This window comes from Streptococcus sp. zg-86, from assembly GCF_017639855.1.
GTDB lineage: Bacteria > Bacillota > Bacilli > Lactobacillales > Streptococcaceae > Streptococcus > Streptococcus zhangguiae.
Window position 1 is genome coordinate 1,424,783 of sequence record NZ_CP072115.1, and the last position, 17,911, is coordinate 1,442,693.

At 41.0% G+C, this 17,911-nt stretch carries 14 protein-coding genes; 1 reads left to right on the forward strand and 13 read right to left on the reverse strand.

Annotated features, from left to right (window positions below; all coding sequences use genetic code 11):
• Window positions 1–301: 301 nt before the first annotated feature.
• Entirely contained in the window at window positions 302–604 is a 303-nt protein-coding gene (locus J5M87_RS06805; protein ID WP_154608435.1) for a hypothetical protein, read from the forward strand.
• 274 nt (window positions 605–878) lie between these two features.
• Here J5M87_RS06805 and J5M87_RS06810 read toward each other — a convergent pair whose 3' ends face one another.
• From J5M87_RS06810 to J5M87_RS06870, 13 genes are all read right to left on the reverse strand, one after another.
• Window positions 879–1,163, reverse strand: coding sequence for a DUF2087 domain-containing protein (locus J5M87_RS06810; protein ID WP_067089152.1), 285 nt, complete (start codon window positions 1,161–1,163; stop codon window positions 879–881).
• A gap of 4 nt (window positions 1,164–1,167) precedes the next feature.
• Window positions 1,168–3,570, reverse strand: coding sequence for a phenylalanine--tRNA ligase subunit beta (pheT, locus tag J5M87_RS06815; RefSeq protein WP_154608436.1), 2,403 nt, complete (start codon window positions 3,568–3,570; stop codon window positions 1,168–1,170).
• Window positions 3,571–3,579: 9 nt separating this feature from the next.
• Window positions 3,580–4,098 carry a GNAT family N-acetyltransferase gene (locus J5M87_RS06820; protein WP_154608437.1) on the reverse strand — a complete coding sequence of 173 codons (519 nt, stop codon included), beginning with the start codon at window positions 4,096–4,098 and terminating at the stop codon, window positions 3,580–3,582.
• A 9-nt stretch (window positions 4,099–4,107) separates the two neighbouring features.
• The gene (pheS, locus tag J5M87_RS06825; RefSeq protein ID WP_154608438.1) at window positions 4,108–5,154 is read right to left on the reverse strand and encodes a phenylalanine--tRNA ligase subunit alpha; all 1,047 of its coding nucleotides are present in this window, start codon (window positions 5,152–5,154) and stop codon (window positions 4,108–4,110) included.
• A gap of 439 nt (window positions 5,155–5,593) precedes the next feature.
• Window positions 5,594–7,318: a glycoside hydrolase family 3 protein gene (locus J5M87_RS06830; RefSeq protein ID WP_154608439.1), complete on the reverse strand. Its 1,725-nt coding sequence runs from the start codon at window positions 7,316–7,318 to the stop codon at window positions 5,594–5,596.
• Between the two features lie 786 nt (window positions 7,319–8,104).
• Window positions 8,105–9,892, reverse strand: coding sequence for a glycoside hydrolase family 3 protein (locus J5M87_RS06835; RefSeq protein WP_154608440.1), 1,788 nt, complete (start codon window positions 9,890–9,892; stop codon window positions 8,105–8,107).
• Window positions 9,893–9,902: 10 nt separating this feature from the next.
• On the reverse strand, window positions 9,903–10,703 hold the full coding sequence (locus J5M87_RS06840) for an HAD family hydrolase (protein ID WP_154608441.1): 801 nt from the start codon (window positions 10,701–10,703) through the stop codon (window positions 9,903–9,905).
• A 307-nt stretch (window positions 10,704–11,010) separates the two neighbouring features.
• The gene (locus tag J5M87_RS06845) at window positions 11,011–12,543 is read right to left on the reverse strand and encodes a beta-glucuronidase (RefSeq protein ID WP_154608442.1); all 1,533 of its coding nucleotides are present in this window, start codon (window positions 12,541–12,543) and stop codon (window positions 11,011–11,013) included.
• A gap of 502 nt (window positions 12,544–13,045) precedes the next feature.
• Complete coding sequence (locus J5M87_RS06850; protein WP_154608443.1) at window positions 13,046–13,885, reverse strand: SDR family oxidoreductase; 840 nt, start codon at window positions 13,883–13,885, stop codon at window positions 13,046–13,048.
• 11 nt (window positions 13,886–13,896) lie between these two features.
• Entirely contained in the window at window positions 13,897–14,991 is a 1,095-nt protein-coding gene (gene uxuA / locus J5M87_RS06855; RefSeq protein ID WP_154608444.1) for a mannonate dehydratase, read from the reverse strand.
• 13 nt (window positions 14,992–15,004) lie between these two features.
• Complete coding sequence (gene uxaC, locus J5M87_RS06860; protein WP_154608445.1) at window positions 15,005–16,405, reverse strand: glucuronate isomerase; 1,401 nt, start codon at window positions 16,403–16,405, stop codon at window positions 15,005–15,007.
• Window position 16,406: 1 nt separating this feature from the next.
• A complete protein-coding gene (locus J5M87_RS06865) occupies window positions 16,407–17,027 on the reverse strand; it encodes a bifunctional 4-hydroxy-2-oxoglutarate aldolase/2-dehydro-3-deoxy-phosphogluconate aldolase (protein WP_154608446.1) in 621 nt (206 codons plus the stop codon).
• Between the two features lie 137 nt (window positions 17,028–17,164).
• Window positions 17,165–17,878, reverse strand: a complete 714-nt coding sequence (locus tag J5M87_RS06870) for a FadR/GntR family transcriptional regulator (protein WP_067089108.1) — start codon at window positions 17,876–17,878, stop codon at window positions 17,165–17,167.
• Window positions 17,879–17,911: the final 33 nt, after the last annotated feature.

Below are 17,911 nucleotides of genomic sequence, written 5' to 3' on the forward strand. Positions count from 1 at the left end.
ATAAATAGTTTGTTCGGATATTATCTTGAATAACTCAAAAAAACAGATAAAACATAACTCGAAAAACCAGAATCAAAACTTTTAAAAATAAACATATTTTTCGAAGCTGTTCTTTAAATAAATAAACAGATAAAACACAGAAAGCCTTTACTTCGTCTACAAATAAAAAACTCTTTCCCATAAAAAATGGTGAAACATCATAACTCATCTTACATAAAACTGAAACAGATTAGTTGGGTTCTAATACCAAACATGGTATAGTTAAGTCAATGATTTACTTTTTAAGAACCGAGGACTGACTATGTACGAATTTTGCCTTGAATACGGCTGCTTTCCTGTTAAGAAAATCGATGATTTTGCTGATCACCGCACAGAAATTCCTGATTTTCTAAAAGACGATGAGAACTTGATTGCCCAGTTAGAGCACATCAATGAGCTCTTTCACGAGTTATTTCTGACCATTGAATGCAAGTTTGACTACATCGGTAAGCAATTCCCAGAAAAAATCGCCGTCATTCACACCCTCTATGATGACATCGCAGAACAACTCCTTGCCAAATACGGTGATACAGAGCAGATTAAAATTGAATTATTTTTACTATAATACAAGAAAAACTTGGGAAATTCCCAAGTTTTTTGCTTATTTGAACAGAGACAGGGAGATGTCCTATTTGCTATCTGCTGCTTCATCTGCTTGATAACGTTCTGCACCCCATCAGTAAGGCACGAGGTCTTTTAAGGTAACAATTTCACGTTTTTCATAGTCAATCACGACCTCCATATTGCAATTTTCAAAAGATAGTTGCATGAGAAACCTTCGACAAGTACCACTAGTGGATAGAGACACACGAAATCTCTTCTACTGGAGTATCGTTTCCTTATCTCTCATCCAAATAACCATTTCTCTCTCCTATCGTATAGATTTTTCCATACAAATCACGCTCTAAAAAACCATAATCAACCAAGTATCGCCGCAAAATAGCCGTGTCATCGTAATAGGTCTTGAAAAAATCATTGATTTCTTTTTCCGTAAACTGTTGGCCTTGCTCGGCTAGTTGCTGCTGAAAATAATGAAATAATTGCCATTTGGCTTGTTCTTTTTTGGGAATGGTCACCAATCGGCCTTGTCTGAAATATTTCTGCTGAATAGTTGCTTGATCCATAGCCCTACCTAATTTCTGCTCCTAATTGGCTAAGAGCTGCAGAGATTTTTTCCATATACTTAGCTACTTCATCATCAGTCAAGCTATCCTGTGGATTTTGGAAGGTCAAGTTATAAGCCATGGATTTTTTACCTGCTTCAATGTTACTACCAGTATAAATATCAAAAAGACTTACCTTCGTCAAACGCTTCACATTTGTAGCCGAAATCGCATCAAGAATCGCTTGGTGCTGCGTCTCACTATCTACCAAGAGGGCAATATCACGGCTAACTGCTGGGAATTTTGAAATTTCTGTGAAGGGCTTAGCTGGCTGAAGAGCTGCTTCAATGGCATCAATACTGATTTCAGTCACATAGGTTTCAGGAATTCCATATTCTTTTGCAAGCTGTGGATGTACCTGTCCAAGTACACCAATCACCTGGCCATTTAGCTCAATCTGAGCAGTTCGTCCAGGATGAAGCGCTGCTAGGCTACTAGTTGCCACATAGCTGACCTCAAGTGAATACTTGGCAAATAGGGCTTCTAGAATTCCCTTAGCATGGAAGAAATCAACTGGAACTGTTGCAGTTTGGAAATCTTTTTCCGCTACTAATCCTGTCAAAGCAAAAGCGAATTTCGTGATTTCTTGTGGCAAATCTTGATGTGGATTACCTGTCTGTTCAAAGACTTTTCCGATTTCATACAAGGCTAAGTCTTTATTTTTACGGGCTACATTATAGGCTACTGTTTCTAATATCCCTGAAATCATGTTTTGACGAAGAGCAGAACGATCGACTGTCATTGGCCACATCAATTCTGTTACGCTTGTGGGTGCCAAGCTAAATTCAGCTGCTTTTTCAGGAGTTGTCAGTGCATAGGTAATTATTTCACTCAACCCAGCCCCCTCAGCAATCTGACGTATCTGACGGCGGAGTTTTTGGCTCCTTGTCAATTCACCAGCTGTTCCATCTTCTTTTGGCAAGGTTGTTGGAAGATTGTCATAGCCATAGATCCGTGCAATTTCTTCGACCAAATCTGCTGGAATGCGAATATCCCAACGGCGACGTGGAACTTGAACAGTAAAGCTGGCATCATCACCAGTAATCTCCATCCCTAAACGGCGGAAAATGTCTGCAATATCGCTATAAACAAGACTAGTTCCCAAAGAGCGATTGACATACTCTAGACTAGCAGAAACAGCTACTGGACTGGTCTCTACTTCTCCTGCAGTAACAACACCTGCTAGGACTTGACCACCTGCTAATGCTGCAATCATGCTGGCTGCCGCATCCATAGCCGCTGCAATATCAGCCACGTTAATTCCTTTTTCAAAACGAGAAGAAGATTCCGAGCGTAGATTTAATCGACCAGATGTTTTCCGAATGGATTTTCCATCAAAAAGTGCCGCTTCTAACACCACATTTGTCGATTGATGATTAATCTCTGTTGCAGCGCCACCCATGACACCACCAAGGGCAACCGCCTTATCAGCAACTGAAATCACAATATCATCTGCTACCAATTCACGCTCGACTTCATCCAAGGTCACCAAGGTTTCCCCATCTCGTGCATCACGCGCCACAATCTTCTGGCCTTCAAATTTATCCAAATCAAAGGCGTGCATAGGTTGACCAAAATACAAGAGAATATAATTGGTCACATCCACTACATTGTTAATTGGGCGAATTCCCGCATTCATCAGGAGATTTTGTAACCATTGAGGACTCGGTGCGATTGTCACATTTTCAATCACGCGCGCACGATAGGCTGTAACCTTTTCAGACTCAATCGCTACCTCAATCACGTCGCTCGCTTTTTTCTCTACTTCTACAAGGGGAAATTCCTTAAACTGAACAGCCTGATCATAGATTGCTGCTACTTCATGAGCTACTCCACGCATGGACAGAGCATCTGCACGATTTGGTGTAATGGACAGTTCAATTACCTCATCGTCTAGGTCAAGGTAGGAAAAGACTTCATCACCATTGACCGCATCAGCCGGCAAAATCTGGATACCGTCCGCAAATTCTTTTGGAATAACCGAGTCAGAAATCCCCAACTCGCCTAGAGAACAAATCATGCCGAGCGATTCCAAGCCACGAATTTTCCCTTTTTTAATCTTATAATTATCGGCAATACGCGCACCAGGAAGAGCAACCATGACCTTAATTCCCGCACGGACATTCGGCGCTCCACAGACAATTTGACGAGGCGCTTCTTCACCGACATCTACTTGGCAGACATGAAGATGTGTATCTGGCACATCCTCACAAGAGAGGACTTCTCCCACCACAATTTTTGACAGACCATCTGCTGGAGAAGTCACCCCCTCTACCTCGATTCCTGTCGTTGACATCTTTTCCGCCAATTCCTTGCTCGGCACATCAATATCTACTAATTCTTTTAACCATTTATAACTTACTAACATCGTACTTCCTCATTTTTCTTCTCTGATCCGCTTTTTCAGGAGCCAGTCAATATCTACCGTATCTCCTGTCACATATTCATGCTCACTAAAGCGCTCAAATCCATACTTGAAATAAAAATTTTGTGCCTTAAAATTCTTCTCCCAAACTCCTAGCCAAGCCCAGGTAAACTGACCTGCTACTGCCTGTTCAAGAGCAAATTCGAATAAGGCCTTTCCCAAACCATAACCTTGGTGGGACTGCAAAATATACAAACGTTGAATTTCAAACGCATCTTCTAGTTCATGCTCGGTCTGGGCATCTCCCCAATTCACCTTCAAAAATCCAACTGGCTGCCCTTCATGAAGGACAAAGTAATGGGCTGATTCTGGATTTTCCCATTCTTTTTCCAAGGTTTCAAGTGCCAAATCATGGGTATAAAAATACTCCAAATCAGCTTCTTTGATAAAGGCACCAAAGGTTTCGCGAAAGGTTTGCATGGCCATTTCACGGAGCAAGGGTAGGTCTTTTTTCTCAATCGCACTAATCATCGCAACACCTTACTTGAATTGTTCAGAAAAACGGCTATCCCCTTGGTAGAAGCCACGAATATCATTGATTCCGTAACGAAGCATTGCAATCCGTTCTTGACCTAAACCAAAGGCAAAACCAGAATATTCTGTTGGATCAATGCCACTCATTTCTAACACGTGTGGGTGAACCATTCCTGCCCCTAAAATCTCAATCCAACCAGTCTTCTTGCAGACATTACAGCCATCTCCGCCACACTTAAAGCAGGATACATCCACTTCAACGGACGGTTCTGTAAATGGGAAATACGAAGGACGTAAGCGAATCTGACGATCCTCACCAAACATTTTTTTGATAATCATCTCAAGTGTACCTTTTAAGTCACCCATTGAGACATTTTTTCCGACAACCAAGCCCTCAATTTGGTGGAATTGATGACTATGCGTTGCATCATCTGTATCGCGACGGAAAACACGTCCTGGAGAAATCATTTTGAGAGCACCCTTTGAAAAATCATGCTGATCCATGGTCCGTGCTTGTACAGGACTGGTATGAGTCCGCATGAGGATTTCGTCAGTGATATAGAAGGTATCTTGCATATCACGAGCTGGGTGATCTTTTGGCAAGTTCATCCGCTCAAAGTTGTAATAGTCCTTTTCTACTTCAAAACCATCGACAATCTGGAAGCCCATTCCTAAGAAAATATCTTCAATTTCTTCACTCGTTTGGGTCAACACATGACGATAACCTTGTTTGACACTTCGGCCTGGTAAGGTTACATCAATTGATTCTTGAGCTAATTGCGCCTTGATTTTTTCTGCTTCGACAAGGACTGCCGTTTCTTCAAAAGCCTTGGTCAAGACGTCACGAACTTCATTGACCTGTTTTCCGATAATCGGCTTCATATCATTCGAGAGATCCTTGAGTCCTTTCAATAAGTCTGTCAAAGACCCTTTTTTTCCTAATACAGCAACTCGTAAGTCTTGTAATTCCTTGGCATTTTCATAGCGAATCTTTTTCAATTCATCTAGTGTTGATTGTCTTAATTCAGCTAATTGTTGTTCAATTGTTGACATATTTCCTCCAAAATAAAAACGCATGACTACACCCAATCGGAGCGTTGTCACGCGGTACCATCCGTTTTCATTTGCTGCATTGCAAACCTTTATTTGTAAGTCTATGTGCAAGTGAATTCGACCTATTTTCACTGAATGAGCTTCCAGTCACGGCTCATCTCCCTAGACAGTTTCCCTAGATGTACTAGTCTTGCAGACTTCTATTCAATTTTATAGTCGTTTCGTTTTCATTTATTACGTCGTTAACTCATCTTGCCTAACCTAAGTTATACCTGCGATTCGTTGCCTAGTACTAAATCAAAACGAAACAACTATACCCCGTGAAAATCAGCAGATAGGCTGTTAATTTCCTCTGAGCATTACTTTTATTTTAGCAGAATTAGGAAGATTTGGCAATACTAGAAAACTCCTCTCATCAAAATAGAGGAGTTTTTGCCTGCTATAATTTTGCTTGCCATTTTTTAGCCCAAACATGCTCATTTGGAAGACCTTGAAAATCAGCTTTTCCTTCCAATTTATCCAGAAGAGCTTCAATCGTATTTGGATTATAGTGATAAGCATTGATAGCTGTTTTCACCATTGTAACATCATGCAAGTGGGTTGTGTAATTTAATGACACAAATACAGTTGGAACTTCATGGACATACCATGGGACTTCATTTGCCATAGCTGTCTTCCATTGAATGCGGTAGTTATTTTGCGCACCGTAGCCCACGACATTGGCAACGGTCAAGGCCAGATCTACTTCTTCACGATAGCCTAGTGTAGAGCCTTTAATGCGACTATTCCCATCATTGACTGTGACCTCATAACCTCGGCGTTCAAGGGCAGCCTTAATCGTTTCAACGACTTCATCACTTGCTGCCATAATGCCACCTTTTTCTCCTTCGAGGTAATAGAGGCGAATACGACGGTGGGTTACAGGACTGATTGGCAGATTTTTCTGCGTATCTTTTAACAGCGTAATAGCCTTATCTGCAGCTTCTCTTTGCCAAGCCAAATGTTCCTCACAACCAATAACAGCTAAGTCTTCTGCTGTTTTTAATAGAGTTCCTTCTGCCTGCTTGACATGCAGATTTAATTTTGCTTTGAGCCCTAAAATACGGCGGACAGCATCATTCAAGCGTTCTTCAGAAATAATCCCCTTGCGGTAGCCATTCAGCATAAATTGGAAGTCCTCGTCCATATCATTGAAGAAAAGGAACATATCACAACCTGCGGCAATGGCTCCTGGTACATAATCTTCCCTGCGCATAGCAGCGGTCATTCCTAACATATGACTGGCATCAGTAATCACTAAACCATTAAAATCAAGATTGGTCTTCAACAGTCCATCAATCAATTCTGGTGCTAAGGTTGCTGGTAAAATATCCTCGTCCTTGAGATTTGGATTCAATTGTTGTTGATAATGGGGAAGAGCAATATGACCAGCCATAATCATTTCAACGCCACGTTCAATATGATGACGATAGACTTGACCAAATGAGGCTTCCCACTCCTCTGGTGATAACTCATTGACACCTAATACCAAATGTTGATCTCGTTCTTCTGTGCCATCCCCCGGGAAATGCTTGATACACTGAATCACTTCACGCTCTGCTGTTAAACCATCTAAATAAGCACTCGTATAGGTGATTACATCTTCTGCAGTTGTTCCATAGGCACGAGTATTCACAATCGTGTTGCGCCAGTTCTTTAAAATATCCACACAAGGATCAAAATTAACATTGACACCCAGTGCTGTTTCTTCTCGAGCCGAAACCAATCCTGCTAAATAGGGAACACGGGTATCACGACTCGCTTCTGATTGTGCACCTGAGGAAATATAGGTCCCACCTTTTACTGCACCATCTCCCCCAGAATCACAGTTAGCAGCTACAAGCAAAGGAACTTTGGAATAGCTTTGCAACTCATTAATCAGCCCTTGAACTTGTTCAGGACTACCATTCATATAGCGGGCGCCCCCAATATGGTATTTCTCGATAATCTCCTGGTTCGTCAAAGTATTACCACTAAAGGCATCTCCGCCAAAAAAGAACAAATTGACAAATAATTGCCCAATTTTTTCTTCATCTGTCAGACTTCCTAATGTCGATTCTACCCACTCAATCTGATCGTCACTTAACTGATATGGTTTTTTACGTAAATCAACTATTTTTGCCATTCTATTTCTCCTTTTTATCTAAATTTCTTTAAAAACAGAGTCCTCAGACTGAGTCTAAGAAGCTTCACGTTTATGTTCTTTTTATACTTTTTCTCCTCCTTAGTCTTTTATCAGTAGAAAGAGACCTGTTTATGTTTTAAACAAGCCTCACAAATGAAGACTATGCCGGGAAATGACGACATAAATCACACTTACACCACCTAGCAAATATAAAATAGCAATCATTGGCTACTCTCTTGAGGGATATAGTTATAGTGAATTGAGTAAAGGTTAGGACATCGTTATACTCTATAAAAATCAAAATCTGACTAGGCAACGAAATCGTAGCTAGAACTGAAGTTCAGCAAGGTGAGTTAACAACGTCAGACTTTGATTTTTGACGAGTATAAGTCTCTTTGCTTCAATAGTCCAGTAGACTGTTGAAGGTTGGAAATAGGGATTATGGAGTAATCCTCAATTAACGCCGATTCTATCTGCAGCTCCTTGCCGTGCCCTATTCCTTCATAAGATACGAGGGCGTTAAGCAACTTCTAGACAAAATAGGAAATCGAAGCAGGTTGGCTTGCAACCAACGAGATTTATCCCTAAAGGGAGCCTCAGCTGTAACCAACTAAAGTTGGAACATCTGCGTCCCCACTAAAGGGAGCCTCAGCTGTAACCAACTGAAGTTGGAACATCTGCGTCTCTTTTTTACACGGCTCTTAGTCCGTGTTCAGTTCTCAATCCACTATATAAATAAAAATAGCTCACCGACTCAAGATAAATGAATCCAATCTTTTTATCTAATTAGGAACGCCAAATACGCGTATCAATTAAGCCACAATAAGGATCTACACTTGATACTCCTGAAAACTCAGATTCGCCTGCCAGTTTTTGAACCAAACTAGCAATAGTGTTTGGTAAGCTATCATAAGCATTGATATAGGTTCCGACTTGTGGCATATCTGCCAAGGCAAATGGATGTTGTACTGACACGACAATTGTTGGAACTTCATGGACATAAAATGGCTGGTCTGGTGTTCCTTTAGCTGCTGGCCAAATAATACGTTGGGTAGTACCGCCAGAATTGACATCAACAATATTGATAATCAAATCATACTTATCCGTAATTTGAGCGATTGGTCGTTTAGAAGCATAGACACTTTGAATAGCTGCTGGACGTTCTTCTTCTGGCAACTTTTTAATCCGTTCTTCTGTATTTTCCCAGATTGAAACCTCGTGTCCACGTTTTTCAAGTAACTCTTTTAGAGTATCAGAAGCACGTTTCTTTCCTTGGTTAATCAAGGCTCCAAAACCACCTTTATAGCCGTCAACTTCGACTAAAAGAATACGTTTGTAGCGTTCTGGTGTGACTGGGAAAATATCTTTTTGCTTATCTTTCACCAGCGTGATTGCCTTATCTGCTACTTCATCTGAAATACGTTTAGCCTCGTCTGTACCAATCATTTTTAGCGCTTCTTCTTTTGGAAGTAAAATCTCCTCACGGCGACCTTCAAATTGATGTAAGCCAAGTTTTGCTTTCAACCCTAAAGTACGACGAATAGCATCGTGCAGACGTTCTTCTGTTAAGAGACCATTTTCATACCCCTCCTTCATCCAACGGAAATCTTCATCAGGATCATTGAAAAATAAGAAGAGGTCGCATCCAGCTTCAATCGCTGTTGGTAACAATTCACGACGTGGAAGTGATGCCGTCATACCAACCATATGAGAGGCATCAGTTACGATAGCCCCATTGTACCCCAACTCACCTCGTAGAAGTTCATCAAGAAGCGTTTTATTAAGCGATGCTGGTAGCATATCATCCAAATCACGTTCAGGGTGCATTTCTTTTTCAACATTTGGTAGATGAATATGACCTGCCATAATACCTGGAAGACCCGCTTCAGCCATTTCGCCATAAATACGACCAAAGGTTTCCATCCACTCTTCTTTTGACATGGGGTTAGATGCGTATGAAAGATGGTGGTCTCGTTCGTCAATACCATCGCCAGGAAAATGTTTAGCAAAAGGAATAATGCCATATTGCATAATACCACGCATGTATTCTTTTGAAAGGCTAATAACTTGCTCAACCTCAGCTCCCCATGTACGATTAGCAATAATAGGATTACGCCAGTTACGACTTAAATCCATAATAGGAGCAAATGAGGCATTACATCCTACCGCTGAGGCCTCAAGTCCAGCAATACGCCCCAATTCATAAGCATACTTGGGATCATTGGTAGCCGCAACTTTCACCTCATCACCAATCTTAGTGCCATCTGTGACAGCTCCATTTCCTCCTGATTCTGTATTAGCCGCAATTAAGAGAGGGATTTTTGATTTTGTTTGTAAAATGTAATTTTGCTCCCAAATGTCCGCTGCTGGACCAGGAGCATACCTTACCGCTGCAAACTTATAATCTGTCATAACTTGAGTCAAATACTCTTCTGTACGACTAGAACCCATATTCACAAAAAGCTGACCAATTTTTTCATCTAGGGTCATATTTGCAAGGGTTGTTTCTACCCAATCAATAGCTGCTTGATTGAGGTTATAAGGCTTTTTAGTCAAGTCTACTAAATGTGTCATCTTATCACTCCTAGTCTAAATGTTTCCAAAATGTTTCTTTTAGTTTTTCTAAATCTTCTTTTGTTACCTGCCCAGCGACAAAAGCTGGAGAAAATGTTTCCTGTAATTCTTTCCAAGATATTGCTTCTTTACCAACCAAAATAGGATAAAATGCCACTTGATTTTGCTCAGCTGCCGCTAAATCTCCAGGCGAATCTCCAATCATCAAAATATGTTCCTGAACATATCCTTGCTCTACTAAAGCAGCAATCACATCTTCTTTTTTCCCGCGATCTTGACAATAAAGCTCATCAACATGCTCTAGCAAACCTTGATCGCGCCATTCCTCTTCGACAGCTTCATGATTGGCTGAAGAGACCACATATACCTTTCCAAGTTCGTGAAGTCTTGCCAAACCCGAACGAGCACCTGTAAAAGCGAGTGCCTCACCCTTGTAAGATTTAATTTGTCGATTAACCTCATTAGACCAATCCAATGCTTTCTGCAAATCATCTGACGGTTTCTGATCCAACGCTTTCTCTAGCGACGCATTTGATAGTGATGAGGTAGTAGCTACCCAGTGCTTCAAAGCATCAATACCATCCAGACCTGCATACTCCAACCCCATCGCCAATCCGACAAAACGATTGACCCCTCTTGTACGAGAGTAGAGGTTGATATTATCCCACTCTTTCAAAAAAGCTTCTTTATTTGGAACCTCAAAAAACTGAGCCGCCAATGGACCGAAAAATAACTGATGCTTGTAGGTCATCGTATCCATGGCACAGCCGTCCGAGTCTACACAAAAGACATATTCTTCTTGTTTAACCATTTTTCCTCCTTTCATTCCTATCTTCATCTGACAAGGCAATAGGCAATACTATTACACTTACGTATCAAAATAGAATACTAACCAGTTACCCCAGCAGTCTGATGAAGCACTCTTAAACATTTCTACATTTCTGATAAATGAGGGGTCGAGAAAGAACACAAATTATCCCAAAAGAGACCCCGCTTTTTCATTTTTCAGGCTCAGTTGGTTGGATAGCGCACATTCTGATTATCAACCACTGTGTCCATCTGTTTTTACGAACTTCGGTAAGAGAAGCTGGACTTTTTGCCCAGCCTCACCCCTATCATCAAACAAGCACAAATACACATTCTGTAGGGGCAATCACCAATTCGCCAGCTGAAATAGTTTCTGCCTCCAAATTCGGTAATTGATTGTCCTCATCCAAGGCCAAGACATGACCATTCAAACACATTTCTTTTGCACGTTTGTCACCGTCTTTTCCTGACAAGCGATAGACTTGAGCATCTTTTTCCAAAACTAGGCTAGTGACTTTTGTTTCCGAATTATTAATGACTAAAATGGCTTTGCCATCTTGACCATCTTTACGCGAATGAACAAAAACGTGCGCACCTTCATGGATTGGAATGCGACTATCAAATACTTCCGAGCCCATCAATCGATTCCATAATAAAACCGCAAAATAGTTCGGACGTGGATCAAACACTTCTCGTGCTAAATAACCATAGTCAGAAGCAGCTAGGGTATTATGAAAAACAACACCGTTTGTCAAACAAGCAAAGGTCCCTAACTCATTGAGGGTACGAGGCACATCAAGATAAGTTGATGCCCAAGTATTGCCGCCGCCTCCAGCATCTCCTGACTCAGTTACCCACATTTCTGCACCTGGGACGAATCGATCCCGTAGGGGAAGGTAGGTTTTACAAAAGTTTGAAGCTACAGATAAATAGTTTTCTGACAAGGCAGCCTCTACAGACCAATGCCCTGCTGGCATGACAGAAGCCAAACGCTCTGAAACCCCATTGTAATAGTGATACGAAAAGACATCTAACGGTACACTCGTTCCTTCTAGCAAATCTTCGCAGTTCACTGTTTCATGAATAAGCTGTTCAATGCCTCCGATACTATTTTGCTGACTTGGATCTCCAAAGACAATATCATCTCCACCTGTCGAACTTGGCCCTACTTTTAAACAATCTGGATAATTGTCCTCTAGCCACTGGAAGAAAAGATCTTGGTCACGACGGTAATGCGCTGCTGTATAGCCCTTTGGAAACCCAGTATCTTCTAACATATTAGGCTCATTGGCAAATTCAGCAGCTTCTATCGGCACACCATATGATTGGCTTAGAGCAAAGATTTTTTCTGCTTCACTCGGATTCCATGGTTCTTCCGCCGAGTGTAACCCGGGACAGTTAGCCATGGAAATTTTCAAATGTCCACCAACTGCTCTCACAAAATCCAAAACACCTATCCACTGTTCTTTTGTCAAAACATTCAGATAACCTTGTGGGGGTACTCCAGCAGTTTTTCCATCAAAATCGTAATAGGTTTTGGTTGACCAAGTCCCTGAAACACGTATCCATGCCTCGCCCAATTCTTTCGTCAAGTAGCGTAGTTTCTCATTTGACAAATCAATCGGATCATACTCTTGCATAAGATCCTTATACATCGCTGCGATTCCTTCATCAGAAGGCTCAACATAAAAGTCTTCCGTTCCAGCAATCTGCTCTTCAGAATAGGCCTTCCAAAAAGTCCCACCTGTTACTTCTGCAAACTCAACATTATAGGAAACTAAACGCGGATTGATATCACGTATCTTGTCTAGCTTTTCCAATTCTAACGTAATCATTTCACTCATAAACATACCTCTATCTTTCTCAGACAATGAGCGATTACCAATAATTCATGAAACGTTTATACTCTATAAAAATCAAAATCTGACTAGCTTCCACAATTAAGAATTGTGGAAGGCTGGAAATAAAACGAGTGTAGCTCGTCCCTTGCAATTGAGAATTGTGGAAAGCTGAAAATAGAACGAGTGTAGCTCGTCCCTTACAATTGAGAATTGTGGAAGGTGAGAAATAGAGCGAGCATAGCTCGTCTCCACTGAACCACCGGACTAATGTTAGCCGAGGATTATGACATAATCCTTATTTCCAACCTTCAACAGTCCACTGGACTAATGTTAGCAGAGGATTATTGCATAATCCTTATTTCCAACCTTCAACAGTCCACCGGACTAATGTTAGCAGAGGATTATGTCATAATCCTTATTTCCAACCTTCAACAGTCCACTGGACTGTTGAAGCAAGATAAGTTAACGACGTCAGACTTTGATTTTTGACGAGTAGTAAACAAGGTTAAACACCTGAATAGGCTGAGAAACCACCATCAATCGGTAAGACCACACCATTGACAAAGCTAGCTAGATTTTCATCTGCTAGGAAGAAGACTCCGCCCACCAATTCTTCTGCTTCACCGAAGCGTCCCATTGGCGTATTGGTTAAAATTTTGTGAGCACGAGCCGTTGGTTGACCTTTTTCATCAAAAAGCAATCCGCGATTTTGATTTGTTACCAAGAACCCTGGTGCAATCGCATTGCAACGAATACCCACTTTAGAAAAATGGACTGCTAACCATTGAGTAAAATTACTAATCGCTGCCTTAGCTCCAGAATAAGCTGGAATTTTTGTTAGAGGCGTAAAGGCATTCATACTTGAAATGTTAATAATATTCGCTCCTGCTCGTCCAACCATATCTTGCGCAAAAACTTGTGTTGGAAGTAAGGTTCCCAAATAATTCAAGTTAAAGACAAAATTGATTCCACTTTCATCCAAATCAAAGAAGGTCTTTGTATCACTTGGTAAATCTAGCTCATGGAACTCATTGTCTGTCGTCGCTTTCGGATTATTCCCTCCAGCTCCATTGATTAAGATGTCTGTTGGACCAAAATCAGCCAGTATTTGTTGACGAACTTCTTCCAAATTCTCTTTTGACAGAACATTTGATTGGTAGGCCTTTGCTGTTCCTCCTGCAGCTACAATATCATCGACAAATTGTTGTGCCGCTGCTTCATTCAAATCGAGCAAAGCAACTTTGGCACCTGCTTTTGCAAATTCTTTTGCTAAATAGCCGCATAGAACACCTCCTGCGCCTGTGACTACTACCACTTTATCCTTAAATTCAATGACTTTTGACATGGCATTTCCTCCTATTTTTGGCCTACTGTCTTTGTTTTAATCCCAAAATCTGGTACTTTTCCAGCTGCTCTCATATTGGCTTCATAAAGACCATTGAAATAGGTTGCTCCTAAAGCTCGATCATAAAGCCCATAGCCTGGTGTCTTGGTCTGATCTCCCCAAATACGGCGACCATGGTCAGGACGCAAAGCACCTTGCCAATCATAATCAACCAACAATTTCACAACCGCATTCATATCAATATCACCAGCCTGTGACAGATGAGCTGTTTCTTGGAAGCCCCAATCACCTGCTGTTACATTGCGAGTATGCATAAAATTAATCCGATTGCGCTTCAAAGCATACTCAGTCATGGCAATGACATCGTTTTTCGGATCAGAAGCATAAGAGCCGACACACATGGTAATCCCATTCGCTGGCGAATCGTACAAGCCAAGGAAACGCTCAACAGCTGCTTGACCCGTAATGATACGTGGAAGTCCAAAGATACCATACGGTGGATCGTCAGGGTGAATCGCCATTTTTACACCAGCAGCCTCAGCAGTTGGCATAATCGCTTGAATAAAATAAGCTAGATTTTTCCATAGATCTTCTTCTGACACATTGTGACGATAGTTTTCAATAATCGCCTTCATCTCATCTTTTGAGTAAGAAGAATCCCAACCTGGCAAATTTAAATCATCTGCCACAGGATCTACCCCTGCTAAATCTTCTTTTAAGAAAGCAAGCGAAGTAGAACCATCAGGAAGTGGATGATGCAAATCAGAGCGAGTCCAGTCAAATACTGGCATAAAGTTATAGCACACAACAGGAATTCCAGCTAAACCTACATTCTTAATGGATGTTTTATAATTCTCAATCAACTCATCCCGATTCGGTTTGCCTTGCTTAATGTCTTCATGAACAGGAATAGACTCGATAACGGTAATTTCGAGACCTGCATCTTCTACCATTTTTTTCAATTCCAAGAGCTTTTCCAACGGCCAAGCCTGACCAACAGGAACATCATAAACTGCTGTGACAATCCCCTGCATACCTGGGATTGCTTTGATTTCTGCTAAACTGACGGGATCATTTTTCCCGTACCAACGAAAGGACATTTTCATCGTGCTACCTCATTTATTTTTCAAAAAATTTCTGTGCATTAAAATACGAAATCTCTTGGACAACTTTTCCGAGCGCCTGATAATCTTCTGGCACTTCCTCATCAACTATCCATTGCCCAACGTAAGACGCTAAGATTCTTCTAAAGTAATCATGCCGTTGATAAGACAAGAAACTTCTAGAATCCGTTAGCATACCCACAAAATTCGCGAACAGCCCTTGCTCTGCATAGGCGTTCATTTGGTCAATCATACCGAGCTTGGTGTCATTAAACCACCAACCCGCTCCAAATTGTAATTGGCTTCTAATTCCTTTTTCATTTGCTTGGAAATTCGCCAAGGTATTTGCCAAGGCAATATTATAAGTCGGGTTCAGATTGTACCAAATCATCTTCGGTAACCAATCCCTTTCCACCAAATCATCTAGCAACTTGTTCAAATGACTGGTCAAGGCTGTTTGATCCCCAATTGAGTCAACTCCTATATCCACACCAAGGCGTTGGAATAAGGCTGTATGATTATTCCGTAACGCTCCAAAATGGACTTGAGTGACAAAACCATGCTGTTTATACAAGCGACATAGTTCTCTAAATAGACCTGTCTGCCATTTTCTCACTGCTACTAAACTTGGAATCTTTCCTTCTCTTGTAGCTTGCAAAATCTCATCGAGCTCTTCTTTGCTGGCTGGTTCAAAACAAATCTCTGTAAAACTAATATCACTTGCTAGACAGCCTACTTGTGCAAAATAGGCAACGCGATCAGCAAGCCCTGCGACAAAACTATCAAAGTCCGAAATCGAAAAGCCTGTTTTTTCTTCTAATCGACGGACAAAATCTCCAAAGTTTCGATGTTCGACAAAGGCTTCATCTGGTCGAAAAGTCGGTGCCACAATGGTGTCAAATCCTTCTTCCTCTGACAACCGTTTATGCCATTCTAAATCATCTAAAGGATGATCGGTAGTCCCAATAAAGGTCACCTTAGAGTCCCTAATCAACTTTCTCGGACTGACTTTTTCATCCTTTAAAAATCTATTCAACCGCTCATAGAGCTCTTCTGCATTTTCCTCTGTTAGCAGTTCCGTTACTCCAAAGACTTGCTTTAATTCCAAGTGACTCCAATGATAAAGTGGATTGCCGTACGCTCTGCTGACTGTCTTAGCCCAAGCCTTAAATTTTGTTAATTTAGAAGCTGATCCCGTAATTTCTTCTTCTGGAATACCATTTGCCCGCATTAGGCGCCACTTATAGTGGTCACCACCTAGCCACAAATCAACAATATCCTCATAAACTTTATCCTCATAGATTTCCTTTGGATCTAGGTGACAATGAAAATCATAAATAGGGAGATGTTTAATCTGGTCATACAATTGATGAGCAGGTTGATTTTTTAACATAAATGACGAATCATTAAAAGCCATCTTATTCCTCCACTGCTTCTACAAAAGAACGTGCAATCTCTGTAACACTCTCATAGCCTAATTCAGCTATCTTACTTGCAAGAGCTGAACCAATCCCAACAGCACAAGCTCCTGCCTTCTTCCAATCTGCAACATTTGCAACAGACACACCACCTGAAGGCATGAGATTCACTTCAGGAATTGGCCCATGAATATCTTTAATAAAAGTAGGACCTAATACACCACCTGGAAAGAGCTTAATAATCTGGCAGCCAGCCGTCTGTGCAGCAACAATCTCAGTCGCTGTGGCACATCCTGGAAAATAAAAGACATCATGTTGAGCAGCTAAGTCCTGAATCGCTTCTGAAAAATGCGGACTTACTAAGAACTTCGCTCCAGCATCAATCGCCGTCTGAGCTAAATCAGTTGTCATGACTGTTCCCGCCCCGACTATAACGGATAAATCATCTGAGAACTCTTGATCCAACTCAGCAATGACCTGAGCTGCATTTGGCGTAGAAAAGGTAATTTCAATATTTTTGATTCCACCTAAAATAGCATGCCGAGCAATCTCAAGCGCATCATTCTCATCTTTTCCGCGGATAACAGCGAAAAAATAATTTTCTTTTAATTGTTTTAACATGATTTCTCCTCTCGTTAGAAAACGCTATCACTATAACTATAGTATATAATTCATCAGATGAATTGTCAAGAAAAATCCTTTAAAAAACAAAAAAAGTCTCCAAGAAATCCTTGAAGACTGATAAATCGATTTATTTTTCATTCAGAATGTAGACCATGAATAGTCAAATCTTTATCAAACCATTCTGTCAAAACAGCTTGTCTAACCGCAACTATGTGGGCTAACATGCTATCATAAGCCGCTAACGGATGTCGTTGCTTGATTGCCGCTAAAATATTACGGTGAGCTTTTAGGCTATCTTCTTTCATCTGACGATTTGTGTAATTTTCATTAATTAAATGAATCGACTGATTTATGACAGGTAGCAAGCTGGTCATGGCAATATTACCGCTCATTTCCGCTAGCATGCTATGAAATTGCACATCTAATTCCAAATGGGCATCATCTCCGCGATGAACCGCATCCTCAATAGCATAGACGATTTCTTCCAAGCGCACAACATCTTCAGCTGAAGCAAACTGAGCCACCCTCTCCGCAATCCGTGGTTCTAGTAAATAGCGTAGTTCAAATAAATCAGTTGTTAATTTAACCCTATCACGTACTAAAGAAAAACCAAGTGGATCTTCAGATACTCCTTTTTTCGAACTAATATACGTCCCCGACCCTTGACGTACTTCTAAAATATTGCGAGTTGCTAAACTTCTGACTGCTTCACGAATCGTTGAACGTCCCACTTCTAAATCTTGAGCCAGTTCATACTCGTTTGGCAATTTATCTCCTACACGATAGCCACGTTCTAAAATTAATTCTAACAATCGATCTGCTGTTTTTTCGACTAACGGTCTTGACATGTCTTATTCCCCCTTGGAAAAAGTTACTTTCCA

What these genes read in the sequence shown, in the direction of transcription:
- J5M87_RS06805 (WP_154608435.1), top strand. Translation starts at nt 302, where the DNA reads ATGTACGAATTTTGCCTTGAATACGGCTGCTTTCCTGTTAAGAAAATC.
- J5M87_RS06810 (WP_067089152.1), bottom strand. Translation starts at nt 1,163, where the DNA reads ATGGATCAAGCAACTATTCAGCAGAAATATTTCAGACAAGGCCGATTG.
- pheT (WP_154608436.1), bottom strand. Translation starts at nt 3,570, where the DNA reads ATGTTAGTAAGTTATAAATGGTTAAAAGAATTAGTAGATATTGATGTG.
- J5M87_RS06820 (WP_154608437.1), bottom strand. Translation starts at nt 4,098, where the DNA reads ATGATTAGTGCGATTGAGAAAAAAGACCTACCCTTGCTCCGTGAAATG.
- pheS (WP_154608438.1), bottom strand. Translation starts at nt 5,154, where the DNA reads ATGTCAACAATTGAACAACAATTAGCTGAATTAAGACAATCAACACTA.
- J5M87_RS06830 (WP_154608439.1), bottom strand. Translation starts at nt 7,318, where the DNA reads ATGGCAAAAATAGTTGATTTACGTAAAAAACCATATCAGTTAAGTGAC.
- J5M87_RS06835 (WP_154608440.1), bottom strand. Translation starts at nt 9,892, where the DNA reads ATGACACATTTAGTAGACTTGACTAAAAAGCCTTATAACCTCAATCAA.
- J5M87_RS06840 (WP_154608441.1), bottom strand. Translation starts at nt 10,703, where the DNA reads ATGGTTAAACAAGAAGAATATGTCTTTTGTGTAGACTCGGACGGCTGT.
- J5M87_RS06845 (WP_154608442.1), bottom strand. Translation starts at nt 12,543, where the DNA reads ATGAGTGAAATGATTACGTTAGAATTGGAAAAGCTAGACAAGATACGT.
- J5M87_RS06850 (WP_154608443.1), bottom strand. Translation starts at nt 13,885, where the DNA reads ATGTCAAAAGTCATTGAATTTAAGGATAAAGTGGTAGTAGTCACAGGC.
- uxuA (WP_154608444.1), bottom strand. Translation starts at nt 14,991, where the DNA reads ATGAAAATGTCCTTTCGTTGGTACGGGAAAAATGATCCCGTCAGTTTA.
- uxaC (WP_154608445.1), bottom strand. Translation starts at nt 16,405, where the DNA reads ATGGCTTTTAATGATTCGTCATTTATGTTAAAAAATCAACCTGCTCAT.
- J5M87_RS06865 (WP_154608446.1), bottom strand. Translation starts at nt 17,027, where the DNA reads ATGTTAAAACAATTAAAAGAAAATTATTTTTTCGCTGTTATCCGCGGA.
- J5M87_RS06870 (WP_067089108.1), bottom strand. Translation starts at nt 17,878, where the DNA reads ATGTCAAGACCGTTAGTCGAAAAAACAGCAGATCGATTGTTAGAATTA.